Origin of the sequence: Nocardiopsis mwathae, from assembly GCF_014201195.1 — a bacterium.
Classification (GTDB): domain Bacteria; phylum Actinomycetota; class Actinomycetes; order Streptosporangiales; family Streptosporangiaceae; genus Nocardiopsis_C; species Nocardiopsis_C mwathae.
In genome coordinates, this window is the sequence record NZ_JACHDS010000001.1 from 3,766,091 (window position 1) to 3,788,686 (window position 22,596).

23 protein-coding genes are annotated in these 22,596 nt (G+C 69.7%); 8 read left to right on the forward strand and 15 right to left on the reverse strand.

The annotated features are described in order from the left end of the window. Positions 1–45: 45 nt before the first annotated feature. From HNR23_RS16230 to HNR23_RS16270, 9 genes are all read right to left on the reverse strand, one after another. On the reverse strand, positions 46–1,128 hold the full coding sequence (locus HNR23_RS16230; RefSeq protein ID WP_184076432.1) for a 2-aminoethylphosphonate ABC transporter substrate-binding protein: 1,083 nt from the start codon (positions 1,126–1,128) through the stop codon (positions 46–48). A gap of 93 nt (positions 1,129–1,221) precedes the next feature. After that, positions 1,222–2,019 carry an ABC transporter permease subunit gene (locus HNR23_RS16235; RefSeq protein WP_184076434.1) on the reverse strand — a complete coding sequence of 266 codons (798 nt, stop codon included), beginning with the start codon at positions 2,017–2,019 and terminating at the stop codon, positions 1,222–1,224. Further along, positions 2,006–2,932, reverse strand: coding sequence for a 2-aminoethylphosphonate ABC transporter permease subunit (locus HNR23_RS16240; RefSeq protein WP_184076436.1), 927 nt, complete (start codon positions 2,930–2,932; stop codon positions 2,006–2,008). Before HNR23_RS16240 ends, HNR23_RS16235 begins: the two co-directional genes overlap by 14 nt. Then, entirely contained in the window at positions 2,925–3,986 is a 1,062-nt protein-coding gene (locus HNR23_RS16245; protein WP_184076438.1) for an ABC transporter ATP-binding protein, read from the reverse strand. The genes HNR23_RS16240 and HNR23_RS16245 overlap by 8 nt, the downstream gene beginning before the upstream one ends. After that, a complete protein-coding gene (locus tag HNR23_RS16250; protein ID WP_184076440.1) occupies positions 3,986–4,675 on the reverse strand; it encodes a phosphonatase-like hydrolase in 690 nt (229 codons plus the stop codon). The genes HNR23_RS16245 and HNR23_RS16250 overlap by 1 nt, the downstream gene beginning before the upstream one ends. 11 nt (positions 4,676–4,686) lie before the next feature. Beyond that, a complete protein-coding gene (locus HNR23_RS16255) occupies positions 4,687–5,811 on the reverse strand; it encodes a TIGR03364 family FAD-dependent oxidoreductase (RefSeq protein WP_184076442.1) in 1,125 nt (374 codons plus the stop codon). A gap of 138 nt (positions 5,812–5,949) precedes the next feature. Beyond that, positions 5,950–6,681, reverse strand: a complete 732-nt coding sequence (locus HNR23_RS16260) for a GntR family transcriptional regulator (protein ID WP_343070761.1) — start codon at positions 6,679–6,681, stop codon at positions 5,950–5,952. A gap of 183 nt (positions 6,682–6,864) precedes the next feature. After that, on the reverse strand, positions 6,865–7,143 hold the full coding sequence (locus tag HNR23_RS16265) for a DUF397 domain-containing protein (protein WP_246421779.1): 279 nt from the start codon (positions 7,141–7,143) through the stop codon (positions 6,865–6,867). Continuing rightward, a complete protein-coding gene (locus HNR23_RS16270) occupies positions 7,140–7,994 on the reverse strand; it encodes a helix-turn-helix domain-containing protein (RefSeq protein WP_184076447.1) in 855 nt (284 codons plus the stop codon). Before HNR23_RS16270 ends, HNR23_RS16265 begins: the two co-directional genes overlap by 4 nt. 128 nt (positions 7,995–8,122) lie before the next feature. On the opposite strand from HNR23_RS16270, the gene HNR23_RS16275 reads away from it, so the two are divergent. The 4 genes from HNR23_RS16275 to HNR23_RS16290 all read left to right on the forward strand — a co-directional run bounded on the left by HNR23_RS16275 (position 8,123) and on the right by HNR23_RS16290 (position 11,812). Beyond that, positions 8,123–8,587, forward strand: coding sequence for an ATP-binding protein (locus HNR23_RS16275; RefSeq protein WP_184076449.1), 465 nt, complete (start codon positions 8,123–8,125; stop codon positions 8,585–8,587). Between the two features lie 225 nt (positions 8,588–8,812). Further along, a complete protein-coding gene (locus tag HNR23_RS16280; RefSeq protein ID WP_184076451.1) occupies positions 8,813–9,217 on the forward strand; it encodes a hypothetical protein in 405 nt (134 codons plus the stop codon). 625 nt (positions 9,218–9,842) lie between these two features. After that, positions 9,843–10,775: a hydroxymethylbilane synthase gene (gene hemC / locus HNR23_RS16285; protein WP_184076453.1), complete on the forward strand. Its 933-nt coding sequence runs from the start codon at positions 9,843–9,845 to the stop codon at positions 10,773–10,775. A 17-nt stretch (positions 10,776–10,792) separates the two neighbouring features. Beyond that, on the forward strand, positions 10,793–11,812 hold the full coding sequence (locus tag HNR23_RS16290) for a hypothetical protein (protein ID WP_184076455.1): 1,020 nt from the start codon (positions 10,793–10,795) through the stop codon (positions 11,810–11,812). 173 nt (positions 11,813–11,985) lie between these two features. Here the strand turns inward: HNR23_RS16290 and HNR23_RS16295 are convergent, their stop codons facing one another. After that, the gene (locus tag HNR23_RS16295; RefSeq protein ID WP_184076457.1) at positions 11,986–12,399 is read right to left on the reverse strand and encodes a hypothetical protein; all 414 of its coding nucleotides are present in this window, start codon (positions 12,397–12,399) and stop codon (positions 11,986–11,988) included. Positions 12,400–12,438: 39 nt separating this feature from the next. Between HNR23_RS16295 and HNR23_RS16300 the strand changes: the two genes are divergently transcribed. Together HNR23_RS16300 and HNR23_RS16305 are read left to right on the forward strand one after the other, a co-directional pair. Next, the gene (locus HNR23_RS16300; RefSeq protein WP_184076459.1) at positions 12,439–13,374 is read left to right on the forward strand and encodes a diacylglycerol kinase family protein; all 936 of its coding nucleotides are present in this window, start codon (positions 12,439–12,441) and stop codon (positions 13,372–13,374) included. 338 nt (positions 13,375–13,712) lie between these two features. Next, the gene (locus HNR23_RS16305) at positions 13,713–13,976 is read left to right on the forward strand and encodes a WhiB family transcriptional regulator (protein WP_184076461.1); all 264 of its coding nucleotides are present in this window, start codon (positions 13,713–13,715) and stop codon (positions 13,974–13,976) included. Between the two features lie 64 nt (positions 13,977–14,040). Here the strand turns inward: HNR23_RS16305 and HNR23_RS16310 are convergent, their stop codons facing one another. Beyond that, complete coding sequence (locus tag HNR23_RS16310) at positions 14,041–15,594, reverse strand: histidine kinase N-terminal domain-containing protein (protein ID WP_184076462.1); 1,554 nt, start codon at positions 15,592–15,594, stop codon at positions 14,041–14,043. Positions 15,595–15,692: 98 nt separating this feature from the next. Between HNR23_RS16310 and HNR23_RS16315 the strand changes: the two genes are divergently transcribed. Both HNR23_RS16315 and HNR23_RS16320 read left to right on the forward strand, forming a co-directional pair. Further along, positions 15,693–16,436: a UTRA domain-containing protein gene (locus HNR23_RS16315; protein ID WP_184076464.1), complete on the forward strand. Its 744-nt coding sequence runs from the start codon at positions 15,693–15,695 to the stop codon at positions 16,434–16,436. Positions 16,437–16,590: 154 nt separating this feature from the next. After that, on the forward strand, positions 16,591–18,252 hold the full coding sequence (locus tag HNR23_RS16320) for an acetolactate synthase (protein WP_184076466.1): 1,662 nt from the start codon (positions 16,591–16,593) through the stop codon (positions 18,250–18,252). Positions 18,253–18,432: 180 nt separating this feature from the next. Here the strand turns inward: HNR23_RS16320 and HNR23_RS16325 are convergent, their stop codons facing one another. The 4 genes from HNR23_RS16325 to HNR23_RS16340 form a co-directional block, all read right to left on the reverse strand. Then, positions 18,433–18,834 (reverse strand): thioesterase family protein, encoded by a 402-nt coding sequence (locus HNR23_RS16325; RefSeq protein ID WP_184076468.1) that lies wholly within the window; start codon positions 18,832–18,834, stop codon positions 18,433–18,435. A gap of 103 nt (positions 18,835–18,937) precedes the next feature. Further along, positions 18,938–19,150 (reverse strand): biotin/lipoyl-binding carrier protein, encoded by a 213-nt coding sequence (locus HNR23_RS16330; protein ID WP_184076470.1) that lies wholly within the window; start codon positions 19,148–19,150, stop codon positions 18,938–18,940. 84 nt (positions 19,151–19,234) lie between these two features. After that, positions 19,235–20,545, reverse strand: coding sequence for an HD-GYP domain-containing protein (locus HNR23_RS16335; protein WP_246421780.1), 1,311 nt, complete (start codon positions 20,543–20,545; stop codon positions 19,235–19,237). Next, a complete protein-coding gene (locus HNR23_RS16340; RefSeq protein ID WP_184080430.1) occupies positions 20,542–21,876 on the reverse strand; it encodes an HD-GYP domain-containing protein in 1,335 nt (444 codons plus the stop codon). The genes HNR23_RS16335 and HNR23_RS16340 overlap by 4 nt, the downstream gene beginning before the upstream one ends. Positions 21,877–22,596 lie beyond the last annotated feature (720 nt).

Genomic DNA, 22,596 nt, shown 5'->3' on the forward strand with positions numbered 1-22,596 from the left:
AGTGGCGACGGGGCCGGGGGAGGGCGGGGGTGGCGGGAGGGTTGATCAGCTGCCGGTCGCGGTCTTCCAGGCGTCGATGTAGTCCTGCAGGTTGGCGTCGATGTCGTCCCAGTCGGGTTCGATGACCTCGACGCCGTCCATGAGTTCGGTGAGCTCGGCGGCGTTGGCGTCGGTGGCCTCGACGTCCTCGCGGACCGCGAAACCCCCGCCGACGGAGCTGACCTGTTCCTGGGCCTCGCGGCTGAGCAGGTAGTCGAGGAGCTTCCTGCCGTTGTCCGGCTGCGGGGCGTCCTTGACGAGTCCGGCGGCGTACGGCAGGGCGAAGGTGGTGGGCGCGCCGTCGGCCGTCCTCGGGAACCAGATGCCCAGGTTCGGCATGGACTTCGACTGTGCGTAGTTCATCTGCACGTCGCCGTTGGCGACCAGCAGCTCGCCCTTGTCGACCTTGGGGGCCAGCTTCGACGTGGACGACGACGGTCCGACGTTGTTGGCCTGGAGCTTTTCCAGGTAGTCCATGGCGGGCTGCCGGCCGCCGAAGTCGTGCATGGCCTTGATGACGACGGCGGTGCCGTCTCCGGCGACGCCGGGGGTGGAGTACTGGAGCTTGCCCTCGTACCTGTCGTCCAGCAGCTCCTCCCACGTCGCGGGGGGCGTCGTCAGCTCCTTCGTGTTGTAGACGAACCCGAAGTAGTTGTTGACGACGGAGGTCCAGCTGCCGTCGGCGGCCTTGTCGGCGTCATCGACCTGGTCGGCTCCCTTGGGCTCGTAGGGCTCCAGGAGTCCGGCGCCGCGCGCCTGCTGGATGAACGGCGGCAGGGTGACGAGGACGTCGGCCTGGGTGTTGGACGTCTCGCGGAGGGCGCGCTGCACCATCTCGCCGGAGCCGCCCTCGACGTACTTGACCTCGATCCCGGTTTCCTTCTCGAAGTCTGCGAAGACCTGGTCGTACCATCCGTCGCCGTTCTCGCCTTTGAGGCCGTCGGCGCTGTAGACGGTGACGCCGGCCGCGTCGGATGCGGCGGAGCCGCCGCAGGCGGTGAGGGACGCGGTGAGGGCGAGAGCGCCCAGGGCGGCGAGCACGGTGGTGAAGGGCGTCGTCGTACTGGACCGAGGGGTGTTCTCGGGCATGGCGGCAGGTACTCCTTGCGGTGGCGGACGGGTCGGGGCGGGTCGGTCGGGGCGGGTCGGTCGGGGCGGGTCGATCGGCGGCGCGGGGCCGGGTCAGCGGTAGGAGGCGCGGGTGCGGATACGGGAGAGGGCGAGCAGCACGAGCAGCGTCGTGCCCATGAGGACCACGGCCACGGCGGAGCCGGTGAAGAGCGCGCCGCGGTCCGTGGCGGCGTAGATCCGGACCGGGAGCGGCACCCAGTCGGGCGGGTAGAGCATCATGGTGGCGCTCAGCTCGCCCATGGACAGGGCGAAGCAGAGCCCGGCCGCGGCGTTCAGGGACGGCAGCAGCAGCGGCAGCTTCACGCGCCACAGGATGTAGGCGGGCGTGGCTCCGAGTGAGGCGGCGGCCTGCGCGTAGGCGGGGTCGAGCCGCACGATCGCGGCCGACACCGACTGGTAGGCGAAGGCGGTGACGAGGACAGTGTGCGCGAGGATCACGATCCACGGCGTGCCGTTGAGCAGCACGGGCGGCCTGCTGAACGCGACGAGGACGGCGAGCCCGACGACCACCGACGGCACGGCGATCGGGAGCATGAACAGCGCGTCGAGGACCCGCTTCCCGCGCCGGGCGAGCGCGTGCGCGGCCAGCGCGGCCCAGGTGCCGACGGCCAGGGCGAGCACGCTCGCCGTGGTGGCGGTGGCCAGGCTGGTGGTCAGGGCCTGGAGCGATTCCCCGCTGGTGGCGGCCGCGTAGTGCCCGACGGTGAACCCGGTGGGGAAGGCACCCGACCAGCTGGTGGCGAAGGACGCGGCGACCACGACGAGCAGCGGCAGCGCGAACAACGGGAGGAAGAGGGCGGCGAACAGGGCCCAGACGGCCCACCTGCCCGTCCGGCTATGCACCAGCACGGCGGCTCACCACCCGGTAGAGGCCGTACAGACCGACGGAGATGCAGACGTTGACGACGGCGACCACGCACGCGCCCGTGTAGTCGGATTCCAGGATCGCCTTGCCGTAGACGAGCATGGGAAGCGTCGTGACGTCCTTGGCTCCGGTGAAGAGCACGATCCCGAACTCGTTGAGGGACAGGACGAGGACGAGGCTTCCCCCGGCGGCGAGCGCGGGCAGGGCTTCGGGCAGGATCACCCGCCGGATGATGCGGGTCGGCCGCGCTCCGAGCGAGGAGGCGACCTCCAGTTGGGCGGTGTCGAGCTGCGCGAACGCGGCGAGCAGCGGCCGCATCACGAAGGGGGTGAAATAGCTGATCTCGGCGAGCAGCACGCCCCACGGCGTCGCCAGGAACCCGAAGGGCCCCTCGGACGCCCCGGTGGCGTCGGCCCACAGGCCGTTGGCGATGCCGGTGCCGCCGTAGATGAACAGCAGCGCGAGCGTGATGAGGAAGGAGGGGAAGGAGAGGAACACGTCGATGAACCTGGCGACCGCTTTGGCACCGGGGAACGGCACGAACGCGATGATCAGCGCGAGCGTGAACCCGAGCACCAGGCAACCGGCGGTCGCGCCGACGGCCAGCCACACGGTGGTGCCCAGTGCGTCGCGGAACGCCGGGGAGGCGAGGACGTCGGCGTAGGCGGCGACGGACCATCCCCCGCCTTCCGCCTGCCCCGGTCCGCTCAGCTGGTCCGGTCGGACGGACTGCTGGACGACCAGGGCCAGGGGGTAGAGGAAGACGACACCGATGAGGACGACGGGCGGCAGGGCCCACAGGGCCGCCGCGGGCGTCCGCTTCGCAGGGCCTGGGCGGGCGGGTGGCACCCGCAGGCCGGGGGGCCGCGTCGGCAGGGCCGTCGGGGCGCTAGCCATCGGCCACCCCCGCCGCCCCCGCTGCCAGGAGCACCGCGTCCTCGGCCGCGAAGTGCACCGTGACCTCGTCCCCCACCGCCGGAGGCATCCGCAGTTCGGGCAGGTCGGCGGTCACCCGGTGGCCGCCCACGTCGACGAGGAGCCGGTGCGCGGCGCCCCGCCACTGCACCTCGGCGACGGACCCGGTGAGGGCGTTGGGCCCCGCGCCCAGCCCGACGAGGTGGGGCCGCACGCACAGCGTGGCCCGCGCGCCGTCGGCCGCCTCCCCGGTGCCGACCTTGAGGTCGACCCCGGCGAACTCGGCGCCTCCCGACCGCACGGTCACCGGCAGCAGGTTCGCGTTGCCCACGAAGGACGCCGTGAACGCGTTGCGCGGCCGCCGGTACAGGTCCTGCGGTGTGCCGCAGTCGCGCAGCCGCGCCCCGTCCATGACGGCGATCCGGTCGGCCAGGGTCAGCGCCTCCACCTGGTCGTGGGTGACGTACAGGATGGAGAGGTCGGGCAGCTCGCGGTGGAGCCGGGCCAGCTCGGCGAGCATCCCGGACCGCAGCTGGGCGTCGAGCGCGGACAGCGGCTCGTCGAGGAGCAGCACCCGGGGCCGGATGGCCAGCGCCCGCGCGATCGCCACGCGCTGCTGCTGCCCGCCGGACAGTTCGCGCGGGTGGCGACGCGCGTAGGCGGCCATGCCGGTCATGTCGAGCACCTCGGCGACGCGCCCCGGGATCTCCCGCCGCGGGACCTTCTGCGCCTTCAGCCCGAACGCGACGTTGTCCTCGACACGCATGTGCGGGAAGAGCGCGTACTGCTGCACCACCATGCCGACACCGCGGCGGTGCGGCGGCAGGTCGGTCACATCCCGTTCGCCGATGAAGACCCGCCCGGAGGCGGGCCGGACGAACCCGGCGACGGCTCGCAGCGCCGTGGTCTTGCCCGAGCCGGAGGGGCCCAGCAGGGCCATGACCTCCCCGGGCGCGACGGTGAGGTCGAAGGAGTCGAGGACGGTGGCCGAGCCGTAGGCGACCGACACCCGCTCGAACCGGATCCCGCTGCCCATCAGTCGAGGCCCTCCAGCAGCCGGGGGAGCTCGGCGACCGAGCCGAGGACGTGCGTGGCACCGGCCGCGCGCAGCTCCGCCTCGTCGTGGGCGCCGGTGCGGACCCCGGCGACGACCCCGGCGCCGGAGCGCCGCCCGCTGAGCATGTCGTAGGAGGTGTCGCCCGCGACCGCGACCTGCTGGACCCCGTCCGCTGCGCGGGTGCGCAGGAACGCTTCGAGGACCATGTCCGGATGGGGGCGGCCGCGTCCCCCCGCGTCGGCGGGGCAGAGGGTGAGCTCCACCAGGCCGCGCCAGCCGAGCGCGTCGAGGATGGCGTCCTGGGTGGCGCGGGCGAAGCCGGTCGTCAGCACGACGGCGCGGCCGTGGGAGGTGAGCTCCTCGATGGCGTCGCGCGCTCCGGGCACGGGGGCGATGCGGCCCTCGGCGACGAGGTCGCCGTAGGCCTGCTCGAAGGCGGCGTTGGCCTGCCGGGCGCGGGTCTCGTCGCCGAAGAGGTGGCGGAAGACGGAGATCTTGGACTCGCCCATGGTGGCGCGGACGTAGTCGAGGTGCGCGGCGTGGGCGGGGGTGCCGGGTTCCACGCCCATCCGTCGGGCGGCCGTGGAGAAGGCCTGCTCGACGAGGCCCCCGTCGGCGACGGTGGTGCCGGCCATGTCGAGGACGACGAGTCGGATGCTGTGGCTCATGGTCGGTCTCCTCACCAGCCCAGTTCGTCGGCGGTCCGTTCGGCGATCGCGGGCGCGCAGGTCATCCCGCGCCCGCCGGGTCCGGTCACGAGCCAGACGCCCTCGCGCAGCCGTCGGCGGTACACGACCCGGTCCGGCTCGGTGCACTGGGCGTAGACCCCGGCCCAGCGGCGCCGGACCCTGGGGAGCGGCCGACCGAGGAAGCCCTCGGCGACCCGGCTGAGGTGGTCGTAGGGGTCGTCGAGGGTGTCGAAGGGGAAGGGGTGTTCGTATTCGTGCGTGTCGCCGATGGTGAGGCCGCCGTCGGCGCGCTGCGTCATGAGTAGCTGCATGCGGTGCGCGGCGGCGGTCGCGGGCTGCGGCTGCTCGGCGTTGAGCCGGTCCAGGGCCGGTCCGCGGTAGGCGGGGTAGTAGCGGAAGCTGTCGGCGTCGGCGACGGATGTGGTCAGCGGCTCGCCCAGGGGGTCGGTCTGCATCATCTGCAGCCGTACTCGGCGCACGGGCAGGTCGGGGCCGGCGAGCTCCCGGACGAGGCCGGAGAGCCAGGCGCCGGTGCACAGCACGACGGCGCCGCCGCGGTGCACGTCGCCGTGGTCGTCGCGGACGGCGTGCTCGCCGACGACGTCCCGGACCTCCCGCCCGGGGAGGAAGGTGTAGTTCGGGGACGCGGCCAGTGCGGCGCGGAGGGCGCGCTGCGCGGTGCGCGGCTCGACGGCGGCGTCCCGTTCGCAGTACAGGGCGGCCTCGAAGTCGCCGCGCAGGGCGGGGTTGAGGGCCCGTGCCTCCTCGGCGGTGAGGAGCTTGTACCCGCGGGCGGCGGCGTCGGGGCGGGCCAGCGCGGCCTCGGCGACGGCGCGTTCGTGTGCGTCGCGGACGGGGGTCAGCGAACCGCCGGCACGGAAGCCGAGGTCGGGGACGCGGGAGCCGACGGCCTCCCACAGCTCCCGTGCGCGCAGGGAGGCCTGCAGCTCCTCACCGCCCGCGCGCCCGCTGACCCATACCAACCCGAAGTTGCGCAGCGAGGCGCCGCGGGCCTCGGCTTCGCGCTCGATCTGGACGACCTCGTGGCCGCGTTCCACTGCGTGCCAGGCGTGCATGGTGCCCACGACGCCGGCTCCTACGACGATGACTCTCACGGTGACAACACTCCTGAAGGTTCGCGAACCGGAACGGTCCGCTCGGCAACGCGATGATGAACCGCCCATCAACTCTGGACTAGACCCGTTATCTTCTCGTTGCAATCCGTGGAGGTAGCCGCAGTGTCGCCGCTGACGTCAGTCGTGCCCCCGCCTCACGCCATCGCCGTGATGCGTGGTGAAGGAGAACCGGTCACCCCGGTAGAGGCTGCGCACACGCTCCAGCGGCCGCCCGGCGGTGTCGCGCGATACGCGGTGGATCAGCAGCATCGGCAGCGCGGGCGGGGTGCCGATGAGCAGCGCCTCGCGCGGGGTCGCCAGGACGGTCTCGATGCGCTCGTCGGCGCCACCGAAGGAGACCCCGAGGCGGTCGCGCAGGTAGGCGTAGAAGGAGGAGTCCGGCTCGAAGTCCCGGTCGAGCCGCGGCACCCGGTCCACGGCGACGTAGGTGCTCTCCAGGCCGACCCGCTCGTCGTCGGCGAGGAGGACGCGTTCCATGTGCCAGACGGGCTGCCCGCGTTCGAGCCCGATGTCGGCGGCGAGGGGCGCGGGGCACGCGATCCGGTCGAGGGCGATGAGGCGGCGGCCGGGCCTGCGGCCCTGCTTGCGGACGCCCTCGGTGTAACTGGCCATGGACAGCGGCTGCTCCACCTTGGGCCCGGCGACGACCGTGCCGCGGCCCTCGCGCCGCAGCTTGCCTTCGAGCAGCAGCTCCCGCAGGGCCTGGCGGACCGTCTCGCGGGCGACACCGTAGCGTTCGGCGAGGTCACGCTCGGTGGGCAGCGGGCCGCTCTCCCCCAGCTCGCCGATGAGGGCGTCGATCCGGACCTTGACCGCGTAGTACTTCGGAACCCGCCCATGCTCAGGCACACCGGCCCGAACCGGCGCACCGGGGTCCTGGTCGTCGGGATGGCTCGGCCCCTGCGGGCTGCTCGGATGGTCCACGCACAAGATCGTCGCAGACGCGCCCATCACACTCGCCGGCGCCCACGACACCGGAGAGTAGAACAGCGGCCGAACGGAACCGCTCCCGCCCAGCCACTGCCCTGCCCCCTAACCTTCGAGCGCGTCACCCTTCACAGCCTGAAGGAATGCCGACCACTCAACACTGGCGAAGGCGAGGTGGCCGAGACGCGGGTTCACGGAGTCGCGAACGGCCGCACCGCCGCCCAGGTCCGCGACCTCGACACACTGCCCCTTGTTCTGGGAGTAGCTGGACTTACGGAATCGCAAGGGGAGACGAGCGACCTCGACGCATCCGTTCGGGCCGCTGTAGCTGGACTTGCGCCAGAGGCCCATGTCCTGCAGGCCTCTGTAGGTCTTCGTGTTCATTGGGCCGCTCTCTCGCGGTGCTCCTGCGCGATACTGCTCAGGAACTGACGGGTGGGGTCGATGTCCTGAGCAGCGGCGCGAAGTTTGTTGAAAAGGTCTTCGTAGTCTTCGATTTCGGCGGAATCTTCCAGATACAGGCTACCTGTCCGACTATCGATGAAGACAGCGGAGAGAGGGAGCCCCGAAAGCTGGAAGACTTGGAACGACGTCGTTTCGAGCGCAGGGTGGGCTGCGGAGTCGAAGGGGAGCACCTGCAGCGTTACTCGGGGGTGGAATGACGCCTCACGGAGATGTTCGAGCTGCTCATACATGATGGTTCGGCCTCCAACCACCTGCCGCAGTGCAGCTTCGCCGAGGATCGCCCAAAGCTTCACCGTGTTGTTGGTGGACCAGCGCTCTTGGCGCATCATCCGCACCTGGAGAAGCCGCTCGATCTCTTCCTGGGTGGCCTCAGGGCGCGTCGCCCTGAGGACTGCGCGAGCGTACCCTTCGGTCTGCAGAAGACCCGTGATGATCTGGGATTGGAACGACTGGATGCGGGTGGAGTCTGCTTCGAGGCCGATGAAGGTCTCGTATTGCTTGTCGAGTCGGTACGTCTGCCACCAACCACGCTGCTCGGCGTCCCGTCGCAGCCCCAGCATCTCCTCGATACGTTCTGGGCTGATCTTGTAGTACTCAAGCAGCAGACGTAGATCACGTGCGCGGGGAAGCATGCCACGTGGGTCTTCCCAACGCGTGATGCTGCTCTGGGCGACTCCGAGCGCCTTCGCAACTTCCTTCTGAGTGCGATCCCCGCGCATATTGCGCAATTCGTACGCGATCTGCCATCGACGGACTGTTGGACTTGCCATGCCACCAACGTAGCAGCAGCCTTCTTTGAAAAGCATATTGCGTTTCGAAGCAGGCGAGCATAGAGTTCGGTTGCGGACAGTGTCGAAGGCGGCACTGCTCAACCCCCCGATGCACGGAGGTGAACCGCGTGTTCCTCCAGCACGACTCTCAACCCAACGTCACGACCGTCTACCTCCCCGGTCTCCGTCTCGCAGAAGTCGGCGTCGCCCGGGACTGCGTATCCGGCGTCCTGTCAGGCGAAGCCCCCGGTACACGCGACACCGCGCTGCTTCTCACCAGCGAACTCGCCACCAACGCCCTCATCCATGGCGACACTCGCAACACCGCCGAGCCCAAGACCGGGCGCCTGGCCGAGGCTCGTCCCTTCGCCGTGACCGTCGACATCGTGACCAAGGAGATCTCCATCCTGGTCACCGGGGCAGGGGCGAAGCGCGCAACGCCCGTCATCAGGCGGCAGCGGGAATGGAACGAGGCCGGGCGCGGCCTGGCCTGGGTCGAGGCACTATCCACCGCCTGGGGCACCTACGGCGACCGCGTCTCACGCACCGTCTGGTTCACCCTCACCCGCGCCCCCGTCCCCGTCACGGGATGACCCCGGGCATGAGAAAACCGCGCCGGCCCTAGGGCTAATAGGGCCGGTGCGGCACCCAGAAACCTACCCGACAGGCGCTCCCGCCCGCTGCCGCATTCCATGGGTGCGGAGGGGAAGAGCGGACCGGTGAGCGCCGCCCCGGGGTGTCCGTCCTGCCTGAGGGGGCGGGACGGGCACCCCACCAAGCCAGCACGCACGCCACGACGCCTCCCCGGGAGAAGCAACGTGAACGCCGCCGCCCGTACCCGAGCCAGGACCACGACATCCACCAGACGAAAGGGACCCCGACGCCACCGCCCCTACGCCGCCGCTCCCCCACCGGCCACCGCGCCCGACCGCGCACGCCTCACCGGCCCCAGCGCCTACGCCCCGCCCGCCACACCCAGGGGCCGCACGCTCCGCCCTCTTCCGGCTCCGGAACTCGCACGCCGCCCCAGCCCGCACCCCGCCCTGGGCGCCTGGTCAGGGCGCGAATCCGCCCGGCGGACCTACCGCGCCTACAAACGCCGCATCCTGAACGAAACCGCAGGCCGAACCCGCGCCCTCTTCCCCATCTGGGAACAGGCTCCCTTCAGCTGCGCCGTCATCGCCGCCCTCCTCCTCGCCAAGGCCCTCGGACTCCTCGGCTAGGAGGACCGGCCTTACACCCCCGGGTCCGACCATGCGCTCAGGGGCGGGGTCTGCTGGGCACCCCTGTCGACCCCCGCGCCTGACAGGTGCCCTCCTCCGTTGATCTCGGAGATATTGGGGTAAAAATCGACCGCGAGACCCCAATATCTCCGAGATCAACGGAAAGGGGGGTGGGAAAACGCTTACCATGCCTGCTTCGGCTCTGGTTAGCGGTTGGGGCAGCCGGATCAGCGACTGCGACCCGACCGGAACGGCGCCCTCTCGCTTCGCGTGAAGCGATTTCCGCCATACGGAAGCATTTCCTCTCCTGGCACCCATCATCCGTTGATCTCGGGGATATTGGGGTAAAAACCGGCCGGGTAACCCCAATATCTCCGAGATCAACGGAGGAGGCCACCCGTCCGGCGCGAGGGTCAACAGGTGCGCTCCCCCTCGTTCCTCGTCGCTGCCCCTGCGGTACGGGGCCGGGGCCGGACCGCGGCGGGCGACTATCACCCTTGCCCGTATCGGCTTGCGATGACGTCAACTTCACTTGCGAACTTTCCGACATGAGCGATGGGACGCATAAGTGATCGGTAGCCTCTGCCCCACACCAGCCAGGTTCCGACCTTGGGAGAGGCCCTATATGTCCAAGACCGTCGTCGTCGGGTCGCGAGGAAGCCGCCTAGCCCGCTCGATGGTGAGAGAACTCCTTGAGCCCCTGAAGCGCGCATATCCCGGTGTCGTCTTCAAACACAAGACCGTTATGACTGCTGGCGACCGCGACCGGACGACAGACCTCCGGAACCTGGCCGCAACTCCCGGGGTCTTCGCCAAGCAGATCGAGATCGCGCTACTTGCAGGCGAGATCGACGTCGCACTGCACTCCCTCAAGGACCTGGCCACCACACCCACTGACGGAACCCTGCTCGCAGCTGTCCCACTCCGAGCCGACCCCCGCGATGCCCTCTGCGGGAGTACCCTCCGCGGCCTTCCACACGGCGCGCGCGTCGGCACCGGATCGCCCCGTCGCATCGCCCAGCTCAAGGCCCTGCGCCCGGATCTCTCGACGGTTCCGATTCGTGGCAATGTCCCGCCTCGCCTTCGGAAGGCCCGCGATATGGACCTGGACGCGGTGATCCTGGCGGCTGCAGGGCTTCACCGCCTCGGCCTGTCCCAAGAGATCACCGAGGCTCTTGACATCGAGAGCTTCCCGCCTTCTCCGGCACAGGGCGTACTCGGTGTGCAGATCCGGAAAGACAGCACCGAACTCCACGACCTATTGAGCACGCTTCACGACCAGAGCACGGACTACGCGGTCAAAGCCGAACGATCGCTGCTGGCGGCACTTCACGGTGGATGCAGTGTCCCGGTGGGCGCCTTCGCCGATGTCCGTTCGGGCCAACTGCACCTCTCCGCGCAGGTGACCTCACTCGACGGGACAACGGTTATCCGCGCCACCCGGTCGTGCGCCCTGCACGACGCCGACGACCTCGGCAAGCAGTCTGCCTACGACCTCTTGGACCAGGGCGCCGAGCAGATCCTCAGCACCGCCCGGGAGACCCCTTCGAATACGTAGCGCGGAAAGGGAGATGCGTGGACAAGCAGTCGCTCACCGACCCCATGCCGGTCACCACACCCGCCAGCACCTTCTCTATCGAGCCGGTGTCCGGATCGAGCACGCTCCGCGGTCGCCTGCCACTGCGCAGGTTCCTACAGCGACAACCTGTGAGCCCGGCCGACCTGTGCATGCCCTTACTCGTCCACGAGAACGAGGATGCCGCGGACTCCGTGGTTCCCACGGTTTCCCTGCAGCGGCTCTCCGTCGAGGTCCGAGAACTCCGTCGCATGGGAATCGGGTCGGTCAAGATCTTCTGCGGCGGAAGCGTGCGCGACGATCGGGCCTGTGAAGCCGCCTCACCTGACAACCTCATGAACCGCGCGATTGCGACAGCCAAGGAAGCGGCCCAGGACATGGCGGTGATGACCGAGAACTGCCTGTGCTCCTACACCCATGCCGGCAACTGCTTCCTCACCAACGCAGACGGTGTCTTCGACTACGAGGGAACTCTGACTCTGCTGAGTGAGCAGGCCGTACAGCAGGCTGACGCGGGGGCCGACATCGTCGGACCGGCCGCCATGATCGACGGCGTTGCGGCCTCCACTCGCCAGGCGCTGAACCAGTCGGGCCACCGCGACGTCGGCATCATGCCCCATGTGATCTTCACATCCCGCTTGTATGACGGGTACCGGCGCGCCATGAACGCTGTGCCTGCCAGGGGAAACCGGCGTGCGTTCCAGATCCACCCTTCATGCCCGGAGCAAGCGGTCGCGCTTGCGAGGGACTTCCTCGCGGAAGGCGCTGACATGCTCCTTCTAGAACCGGCCCTGCACTCGCTGGACGTCCTTGTCTCCCTCCGCCAAGCCGCGGAAGTCCCACTCGTGCCGTTCAGTGTGTCGGGCGAGTATGCCGAACTCACACGGAACGGAACTCTCAAGCCGTCCGAGTACCGAGCCGTACTCCTGGAACGCCTGACCATGTTCAAACGGGCCGGAGCCACGACCATCATCACTTACGCGGCTAAGCAAGCGGCAGGCAACCTCGAAGCGTCATGACGCCTTGCGACCTCGGGGAATGCGTAGCACTGAATGGCGGCACCCGTTCATCGCAGATGACCATGGGAAATGATCGGGCGAATCGGATGCCGTCGGATGTAGGGCCATGGTCATCGGCGGGTGAGGCCCACCTGCCGGAGGCCAGGAGTGCCCACCGGTCGATCAGGGTCGCCCTATTGCTGCCCCTTGCCGCGGTTCTGCCAGGTTTCGTGGTCGGGGAAGAGGGCTGCGGTGGTGGGGCGGCACAGGACCAGGGCGAGGGCGGCCGCCGCGACCGCGGCGAGGGCCGCCATGATGGCGTACTGCTCGCTGGTCCACATGTAGTACGCGATGACCAGCACGAAGAGCTGCGTGACGACGACCGGCGTGCGCGCCCAGTCGTTCACCTGGTACAGCGCGAACGCGACGTAGCCGAGTGCGCCGGAGGCCAGCAGCGCGAAGATCGCGAGCGGCAGCGCCTGCTCCGCGTCGAACGCGCGACCCAGCGCGGTGTTGACCAGGACGTAGCCGCCCTCGACCGCGACGACCAGGGCGATCAGCGCCTGCAGCACCGCGGCGAGAGTGAGAGTGATCGGGCGTGAAGACACGTTCCAGACTAACCCCGCCGCGGTCACTAGACTGACCGGGTGCGTGCCCTCTTCATCGTGAATCCGCAGGCGACCACGACCACGCCGCGCTCCCGCGACGTCATCGTCGGAGCCATCGCGCGCGACGTCGACCTGCGCGTCGCGGTGACCGAGTACCGCGACCACGCCCGCGAACTCGCCTGCAACGCGGCGTCCGAAGGGTACGACCTGGTGATCAGCCTCGGCGGCGACGGCACCGTCAACGAGGTGGTCAACGGCCTGCTGGCCACCCCCGAGGAGCTGACCCGGCCGAGCTACGCGGCGCTCCCCGGCGGCAGCGCGAACGTGTTCATCCGGGCCCTGGGCCTGCCGACCGACCCGGTCGAGGCGACCGGCGCGGTGCTGGAGGCGCTGCGCTCCGGGCAGAAGCGGACGGTCGGGCTGGGCCGGATCACCAGCGACCAGGACGACCGGTACTTCACCTTCTGCGCCGGATTCGGGTGGGACGCCGACGTCGTGCGCGAGGTCGAGCGGCAGCGCCGGGCCGGGCGGCGGGCCTCCCCCGGCCTCTACATTTCGCTCGCGCTGAAGCTGTTCGTGCAGGGCACCATCCGCGACCCCGGGCTGACCGTGCAGTTCCCCGGGCACGACGCCGTCAGCGACCTGTACTTCGCGCTCGTCACGAACACGACGCCGTGGACGTATGCGGGGGCGGTGCCGGTGCAGCCGACCCCGCGGTCGCGCTTCGAGCTCGGGCTGGACGCGTTCGCGCTGACGCAGCTGCACACTCTGACCGTGGCGCGGCTGCTGCGCCGGATGATGTCGCACAGGGGGCTGCCGCCCCACGGGCGCGGGTACGTCAGCTGGCACGACCAGCCCTCGATCACCATCACCGCGCGGCGGCCGCGCGCGTTCCAGATCGACGGCGAATACCTCGGAGTGCGGAAACGGGTCAACTTCCAGTCGATACCGAAGGCATTACGAATCATCGGCTAATTCGCGGCTGTATCCGCAGGTGAGCGGCTCTGTGACGCACGCGACACGGCAGGCAAGAGGATGATATACCTTCGCTCTTGCGTGGTCGGACCATCCCTGTCAGAGTCAAAATATCGCCGCACGTTACGGGCGAGTAAAAGGGATGATTCCGAAGGTCACCGGGCCGGGTTCGGGTCGGTCGGCCTCTACGGATCACACCGCCGACGAACCCGTTGGGCGAGTGCGCAGGCGCACCCGGGGGCCGACGAAGACGTTCCTCCACAGCTGGGCGCCGAAGCAAGTGAATGCGTTCACAAGTCGCACACCCCAGTTCGCCTCACCGTGAGGAGTTACCCCGCATGGACTGGCGCCACCACGCAGCCTGCCGTGACGAAGACCCCGAGCTGTTCTTTCCGATCGGGAATTCCGGGCCGGCCCTGATCCAGATCGAAGATGCCAAAGCGGTGTGTCGGCACTGCCCCGTCAGCGCCGCGTGTCTGCAGTGGGCACTGGAGTCCGGGCAGGACGGGGGTGTGTGGGGCGGCATGAGCGAGGACGAGCGCCGCGCCCTCAAGCGCCGCCGCACCGCGCGTCCGCGGCCGATGATCCGCTCCGCGCTCTAGATGCGTCGATCTCGGCGAAGCGCACCGAACGATCGGCGGCGGTCATCGGTGCACTTCGCCGAGATCAACGGTAGGGCTGGACGTCGCTCTCCAGCGGCATCTCGATCGAGACACGGGTGCCACCGCTCTCGCGCGGCTTGATCTCCAGACTGCCGCCCAGTTCCCCGATGATGAGGGTCCGCACGATCTGCAGCCCGAGGTTGGTCGTGCCCTCGATGTCGAAGTCGGCGGGCAGCCCGCCCCCGTCGTCGATGACCTCGATCAGCAGGCGGCCGACGTCCTCCTCGCCCGCCATGGGGTCGTCGCGGCGCACCCGCACCTCGATGACGCCCTGCTCCTGCTTCAGCCCGTGCTCGACCGCGTTCTGCACCAGTTCCGCCAGCACCATCGACAGCGGGGTCGCGATCAGCGCCGACAGCATCCCGAAGTGGCCGACGCGGCGCGGGTGCACGGTCGCACCGGTGGAGGAGACCTCCGCCGCCATCTCGATCACCCGGTCGGCTATGTCGTCGAAGTCCACGACCTCGTCGGGGGTGTGCGACAGCATCTCGTGCACGATCGCGATCGACCCGACCCTGCGTACGGCTTCGTCGAGCGCCGCGCGCCCCTCAGGGATGTTCAGCCGCCGCGATTGCAGGCGGAGCAGGGCCGCCACCGTCTGCAGGTTGTTCTTGACCCGGTGGTGGATCTCGCGGATCGTGGCGTCCTTGGTCATCAGCTCGCGCTCGCGGCGGCGCAGCTCGGTGACGTCGCGGACCATGACCAGCGCCCCGGCGCGCACTCCCCCGGTGACCAGCGGTATCGAGCGCAGCTGGACCGTGGAGCCGCGCGCCTCCACCTCGGCCTCCTGCGGGACCCGGCCCCCGGCGGTCCAGGTCAGCGACTCGTCACGGGGGTCGCCCCCGGCCGCCGCGGCCAGTTCGAGCGTGGTGCGGTCCAGCCGCGCGCCCACGAGGTCGGCGGTCAGGCCGAGCCGCCGGTAGGCCGACAGCGCGTTCGGACTGGCGTAGACCACCTCGCCGTCGCGGTCGAGCCGCAGCAGGCCGTCGCCGACGCGCGGTGAACGCACCATCAGCGGCCCCTGGTCGCTGAACGGGAACTCGCCCTCGGAGATCATCTGCGCCAGGTCGCCGGCGCTCTGCAGGTAGGTGAGCTCCAGGCGGCTGGGTGTGCGGGCCGAACTGAGGTTGGTGCTGCGCTGGATCACCGCGATGAGATTGCCCTCGCGGCGGACCGGAATGGTCTCCTCGCGCACCGGCACCCCGCCGGACCAGTCCGGGTCGCCCTCGCGGCAGATGCGGCCCTCGTTCCACGCCCGGTCGATGAGGGATTTTCGGCCGATCAGGCGGGACTGGTTACTGCCGTCCGCGATCTCGGTCACGTCGTCGGGCAGGACGGTCTCCACAAGGTCGTCCTGGAACGCGGTTGGACCAGTGGTCGGCCGCATCTGGGAGACGGCGACCCAGCCGGTGTCGTCCCGCAGCCGGACCCAGAGCACCAGGTCGGCGAAGGAGAGGTCGGCCAGAAGCTGCCAGTCGGAGACCAGCGAGTGGAACCATTCCAGGTCCGCCGTCTTCAGCGCCGTGTAGCGCGTGATGAGATCACTGAGGTGAGGCACTCACAAATCATCCCACGGATGCGGGCATACTCAAGGGACAGGACTCGACCAGTGGTCCAAACCATTACATGGCCGGGAAAGCGGTGGAGGATACCGACGTGACGGGTCAGCGCACACTCGAAGACGGGCCTCGGGTTCCGAAGTACTACCAGGTCAAGAAGCTACTTCTGGAACTGATCGAAGCCATGCCCGCCGGAAACCCGGTACCCCCCGAACGCGCGCTCGCGACCCAGTTCGGAACATCGAGGACGACCGTGCGGCAGGCCCTGACCGAGATGGTCGTCGAGGGGCGGCTCCTGCGGATCCAGGGCAAAGGCACGTTCGTGGCCAAGCCCAAGGTCGCGCAGGTACTCCAGCTCACCAGCTACACCCAGGAGATGCGGGCGCACGGCCTGCACCCGGCGACCCGGATCCTGGACGTCAGCTACATCAACGCCGACGACCAGCTGGCGGAGCTGCTGGCCATCCGGTCGGGCGGGCGGGTGCTGCGCATCGAGCGGCTGCGGCTGGCCAACGGCGAGCCGATGGCCGTCGAGACGGCTCACCTGGCGGCCCGCCGCTTCCCGGGCCTGCGGCGGCAGCTGGACCGCTACGCGTCGCTGTACGAGGCGCTGGCCAGCGCGTATGACGTGCGGCTGGCGGAGGCCGAGGCGACGATCGAGACCGTGCTGGCGACCCCGAACGAGGCGCGGCTGCTCGGCGTCGATGTGGGCCTGCCGCTGGTGCTGCACAGCCAGCACAGCTTCGACGCCGACGGCAACCCGGTGGAGTGGGTGCGGTCGCTGTACCGGGGCGACCGGTACAAGTTCGTCACGCGGCTGCGCCCGCCCCGGGAGGAGTAGCCGCCGGGTGGACGAAGGCGGGCGGCGGGCCGTCGAGTGACCCCCGAAACGCGTCGTCTCGGCGGGTTGTGCGACGCGTCACGTCGCTGGTTTACTGACCAGTAATTTCAATTTCTCCGACACGCCCCACATGTCCGAGGAGAGTGACGCGTCCATGAGCACGTCCCCGTTCACCGGCCGCATCAGCGGGCACGGTGGCAGGCACGCCGTCGAGGTGGCCCGTCACCACGGCATCGACACGATGTTCACGCTGAGCGGCGGCCACGTGTTCCCGCTCTACGACGCGGCGGTGCAGCCCGAGCCGACGATGCGGCTGCTCGACGTCCGGCACGAGCAGACGGCCGTGTTCGGCGCCGAAGGCATCGGCAAGCTCACCCGGCGCGCCGGGATGGCCGTCGTCACGGCCGGGCCGGGCGTGACCAACGTCGTCAGTGGGATCGCCACGGCCCACTTCAACGGCTCGCCGCTGGTGGTGGTCGGCGGGCGCGCCCCGGACGGCAGGTGGGGGCAGGGCCTGCTGCAGGAGCTCGACCAGCCGCCGCTGCTCGCACCGATCACCAAGCGGGCGGCGACCGTGCACGCGACCGACGGCATCGCGGCGGCGATGGACGAGGCGTGCCGACTGGCCAACAGCGCCCACCGCGGGCCGGTGTTCCTGGACATGCCGATGGACCGGCTCTACGACCAGGCCGAGATCGAGCTGTCAGGCGCCGGGACGGCGGGCGGAAGGACACCGGACCCGGAGGCCGTCGCCGACATCGCCCGGCTGATCGGCGAGGCCGAGCGGCCGCTGTTCGTGTTCGGATCGGACGTGTGGATCGACGGCGCCGAGCGCGTCGCCCTGGAGACCGCCGAGGCCCTCGGAATCCCGGTCGTCACCAATGGTCAGGGGCGCGGCGTACTCCCGGCCGGACACCCGCTGCTGGCGACCCGAGCCCGCGGCGCGGCCCTCGGCGGAGCCGACCTGGTGGTGGTCGTGGGGACACCGCTCGACTTCCGACTCGGGCACGGACTGTTCGGCGGGAAGGACGGCGCGCCGCTGGCCAAGGTCGTGCACGTCGCCGACGCGGAGGCGCAGATCGCGACCCACCTGACGCTGGCGGGTTCGGTGTCGGGCGACCTCTCGCAGGTGCTCCGCGGAATCGCCGACGCGGCGAAGCCGAGCGGCGCGGTCGAGCAGTGGCGCTCCACGCTCACCGAGGCCACCAAGGCGGCGGTGGCGGGTGACGCGGAAGCCCTCGCGAGCGACGCCGACCCCATCCACCCGGCCCGCATCTACGGCGAACTGAACAAGATCCTGGACGACGACGCCGTGGTCATCGGCGACGGCGGCGACTTCGTCTCGTACGCGGGGAAGTACATCGAACCCAAGCAGCCCGGCAACTGGCTCGACCCCGGCCCCTTCGGCTGCCTGGGGACAGGCCTGGGCTACTCCATCGCCGCCCGCCTGGCCCGCCCGTCGTCGCAAGTCGTCACACTGCTGGGCGACGGTGCTGCGGGCTTCTCCCTGATGGACGTCGACACCCTCGTCCGCCACAAGCTCCCGGTGGTCATGGTGTGCGGCAACAACGGCATCTGGGGCCTGGAAAAGGCCCCGATGCAGGCCCTCTACGGCTATGACGTTGTCGCCGACCTCAACCCGCAGACACGGTACGACCAGGTCGTCGAGGCATTGGGGGGTGGCGGCGAACTCGTCACCGAGCCGGAGGAGATCGCCCCCGCCCTGCGTCGGGCCTTCGACTCAGGCGTCCCCTACCTGGTCAACATCGCCACCGACCCGGAGAACGTGTACCCGAGGAAGACGATGGGGGTGTAGGGGCGTCCCCGCATTGCGGGGCTCACCCCAGTCGGCCCTGAATTCGGGTTCCATGGAACGGGTCCATCCCCGCACCTGCGGGGCTCACCCGTCGCGGACCCATTGGGAGGGCCGGTTGTCGGGTCCATCCCCGCACCTGCGGGGCTCACCCTTCATGAACTGGGGTGATGTGGCGCGTTGTTAATTTGTGACATCCGGCCGCTGCTCTTGCACCGCAGCCAGAAAGCGTTCGCGGTTGACGATAGCGCGGGACACCGTCCCTTTCGCGATGGGGTGGACGTCTCGAACGACGGTCACGTCGAACACCAGGCGCTTGCCGTCGACCGCCACCAGGAGAGCCGTGGCCTGGACCTGCGTGCCGACGGCGGTCGGGGCCGTGTGTGACAGTGCGACGTTGGTCCCGACGCTGGTCTGCCCCTCGTCCAAGTGGCCGGACAGGGCATCGACGGTGGCCTCTTCGGCCAAGGCCAGCACTCGTGGGGTTCCCAGCACCGGAACGTCGCCGCTGCGGAGGGCGATGGCGGTGTCGTTGTCGGACACGGCCAGAACCGCCGTGCCTCGAAGTCCCTCGCTGATGGTCATGCGGGTGAACCTACCGGATGGCCGTCCGCGGCTTCGGCGTGGGACGGCCGGTGGGCGCCATCGGGTCCGGTGGCGCTCCTCTCAGGGCGTCCCGCCTGTGCGGCTACTCGACGACGGCGAGCCGGTCGCCCGCCTGGACCACGTCGCCCTCGGCGACGTCGATGCTGGCCACGGTCCCGGCTTCCTCCGTCAGGACCGGGATCTCCATCTTCATCGACTCCAGGATGAACAGGGTCGCGCCGGCGTCGACCTTCTCGCCGGGGGCCACCTCCACCTTGAAGACGTTGGCGACCATCTCCGCGTGGATCTCGGCCATGCTGTGCCCCTTTTCTTCCCCTGATGGCGATTGTTCCTGAACGGGGAAAGATCCTACGGCAGTACCCACCGGTAACGTTCCTGGTCAACGCCGCGCGCGGTCCCGGTCGAGGACACGTGCCGCCGCCTCCACCACGTCCGTGTCGTACTCCCGGCCCGCGTCCATGCGCAGCCGCTGCAGCACCGCCTCGATCCGGTCGGCGTCCCTGGACTCACCCACCAGGTCGTCGAACGCGTTCGCCACCTTGATGATCCTGCTGCCCAGCGGCGGCGGCCCGTCGTCCCCGTCCCCTTCGCAGGCCTCGCACTGGCGCCGCACCAGTTCGGCCACCGCGTCGAGCACGCCGGTCTCCCGGATGACCGCCGACCCCAGCTCGGCGATGCGCCGCTGCTCCCGCGGGGAGGCCAGCACGGTCGCCCCGCCCGCGATGGGGTCGCGCAGCGACAGCTGCCCGATGTCGTGCATCAGCGCCGCGTACTCCAGCTCCAGCAGCTCCGACTCGCGCATTCCCAGTTCGCAGCCGATCAGCCGGGCCAGTCGGCTCACCCGCCGCGAGTGGCCGGTCTCCACGTATCCCCCGACCTCGGTGACACGTGACAGGGAGCGCACGGTCTGCAGGTAGGTCAGCCGGATCTCGGCGAAGCGCCGGAACGCCACCTGGGTGACCAGCAGCGGCGCCGTGAACACGAGCAGCCCGACCAGCCCCGTCACCGTACTGGCCAGCGCGATGAGCATCCCCGACGACCCGATGGCCATGCCGATCGCGAACTGCGCGCGCAGCTCGTCGCCGAAGGCCACGCTGATCCGGGTGTGCAGCCGCTCGGCGCGGATGGTCGCCGCCAGCGCGGCGTCGACCAGCCAGGCCCCGGCGACCAGGGCCGTCATCACGGCCACGACCAGCCACCAGTGCTCGGAGTCGGGCGGCACCTCGTGCACGAACGGCCGGAACACCAGTGCGGTGATCTCGACGATGAGCAGCCGCCGGGCGAGGTCGCTCCACCTCGGCTCGCGGCCGACCGCGATGTGCGGCAGCTCACCGAGCGCGATCCCCAGGGTCACGACGGCGATGACCTGCCAGGCCGAGTGCGTCGCCGTGACACCGCCGACGCTCAGCAGGAACGCGTACCCGATGGCGCCGGCGGAGGCGATCGGCGCGACCTCCCGGTGGCCCGGCAGGGTGATGCGGGCGAGCTCCCCGGCCGCGATGAGCACGCCGAAGGCCAGCGCGGCGTGCGGCTCCACGAAGCCGACCAGCAGCGTCCAGACGAGCGATCCGGCGGCGCAGCCGCCGGCCACCGTGATGAGCAGCGCCCGCGCCGGGTCGATACGGCCGGGGTTCCATCCCCGCCTCCGCACCCCGATTCCCTCCACTCCGGGCCTCCGTTGCAGGATCATCGCTCGCTTTCCCCCGCGACCCGCAGCGGGACGCTGGGGTCGTCGTGGTCCTGCTGGGCCACCACGGCGAGGTCGTCGTCGGGCGGCTCGACCGCGTCAGGGGCCTCCCAGCCGTCGCGGGCCACGGCGGAGATGAGGGCGTCGACCATCCTCGGGTCGAACTGCGGACCCGCGCAGCGGCGCAGCTCGGCGATGGCCTCGCCGATGGAGCGCGCCTTGCGGTAAGAGCGGGTGGAGGTCATGCAGTCGAACGCGTCCGCCACCGACAGGATGCGGGCGAACTCCGGGATGTCCTCGCCGGACAGCCCCATCGGGTAGCCCTTGCCGTCCATGCGCTCGTGGTGGTGCATGATGCCGGCGAGCGCCTCGTCCAGGAACCCGATCTCCCGCACGATCTCATATCCGCGCATCGGGTGCAGCTGGATGGCGGCGTACTCCTCCTCGGTCAGGCGCCCGGACTTCTGCAGCACCTTGGTGGGGACGCCGAGCTTGCCGACGTCGTGCAGCATCCCCGCGTAGCGGATGGTGTGCACGCGCTCGGCGTGCATGCCCAGTTCCTGGGCGATCATCACGGCGGCCTTGCCGACCCGCATGCAGTGGCCGCGCGTGTAGTAGTCCTTGGTCTCCACGGCCTGGCAGAGCGTGGCCAGGGTGGCGTCGTGCGCCTTCTGTTCGGCGATGTACTGGTCGAACGCCCAGCGGGCGATGAACAGCGGGAGCAGTACCAGCAGCACGGCGAAGGCGCCGACCGCACCCCAGATGGCGGCGATGAACAGGCCGAGCATCCCGTAGCCGACCGACGACAGTTCGAGGCTGGCCAGCGGCCGCCACCGCACCCGGCGCGGCCGCTGGATGTGTACGGCGCCCAGGCACCACATCAGGCCGCCGACCAGGGCGCTGTTGACGACGGTGTGGGTGAGGATCGCCACGGTGAAGGGCAGGACGATGAGCGGGAAGTCAGCGCCCTCGGGGATCCCCATTCTGCCGCCGAGCAGCTGGAAGACGTACCCGGCGGCGTAGCCGGCCAGGGCGAACTGGGCGCCGTTGAACAGCCGCTTGACGAGGTTCTGGCGGCGGAAGACGACGAAGCACGAGGTGAACCCGACCACGGCCGCCCCGATCGGGCCGACCAGCACGACGGCCGCCAGGGAGACCGACGAGCTCGGCGAGAGCCCCGTCTGCCCCGTCTTCCCCGAGACGACCATCGTGCCGATGGACTCGGCGACCACGAACAGGACGGCCAGCAGGATCAGGGTGGCCGGGTCGATCCCCGTGTAGGGACCGTGCAGCAGGACCGCCACGGCGCTGAGGACGACGAGGCCGACGTACAACCGCGCCGCTCCCGGAAGCGAACGCAATTCTCGGTACCTCCTGCCCCGATGCCGACCGAACCGTCATGATTTCATCGATTCCGTTCTACCACCAGGACCACCCGCCGACGTGGGTGAGGAGCCACCCCGCTGCCACAACCAGGTACATCACTTTCGCGACCAGCAAAGCCACGGCCTACCGTCCTCTCCGGAGCCTCGGCACCGCGCACCCCCGTGAATCTCCCCCGGGCGCGGCGCGAATATACCCCCATACGGCGGATATGACGGCTCAGTTTAACGGCCCCGGGGCCACTATCGATTTCCCCCGACCGAACGCCGAGACAAGCGGGAGAAACCCACCTCTCTCCGCTTTCAAACTGTGGAAATACGATTCAATTTCGTAGTCGGAGAAAGTCACTCTCCGCAATCTCTTTCCCGACATCCCATGGCACGAAATCACGAACCCACGGCCACCCCTGAGCCCCATTGACCCCACGCCGACCAGGTGTCATCACCCTGTGCAACAGAAGTTCACGCGCGGCGCGTGTATCGGCCCGCCCCCATCACCCCCGCCGTCAGGGAACGAAAGGCGATGGCGAGGGCCACGCGCCACTAACACCCCGCTGACCGGCGCGGACACCATTCCACGACCAAAACCCGACGGGGGACGCCGGTGCGACCTTCGGTTGATGTTTGAAGGACATCATGGACATGTCCAGATATAAACAGAACGGCGGTCGA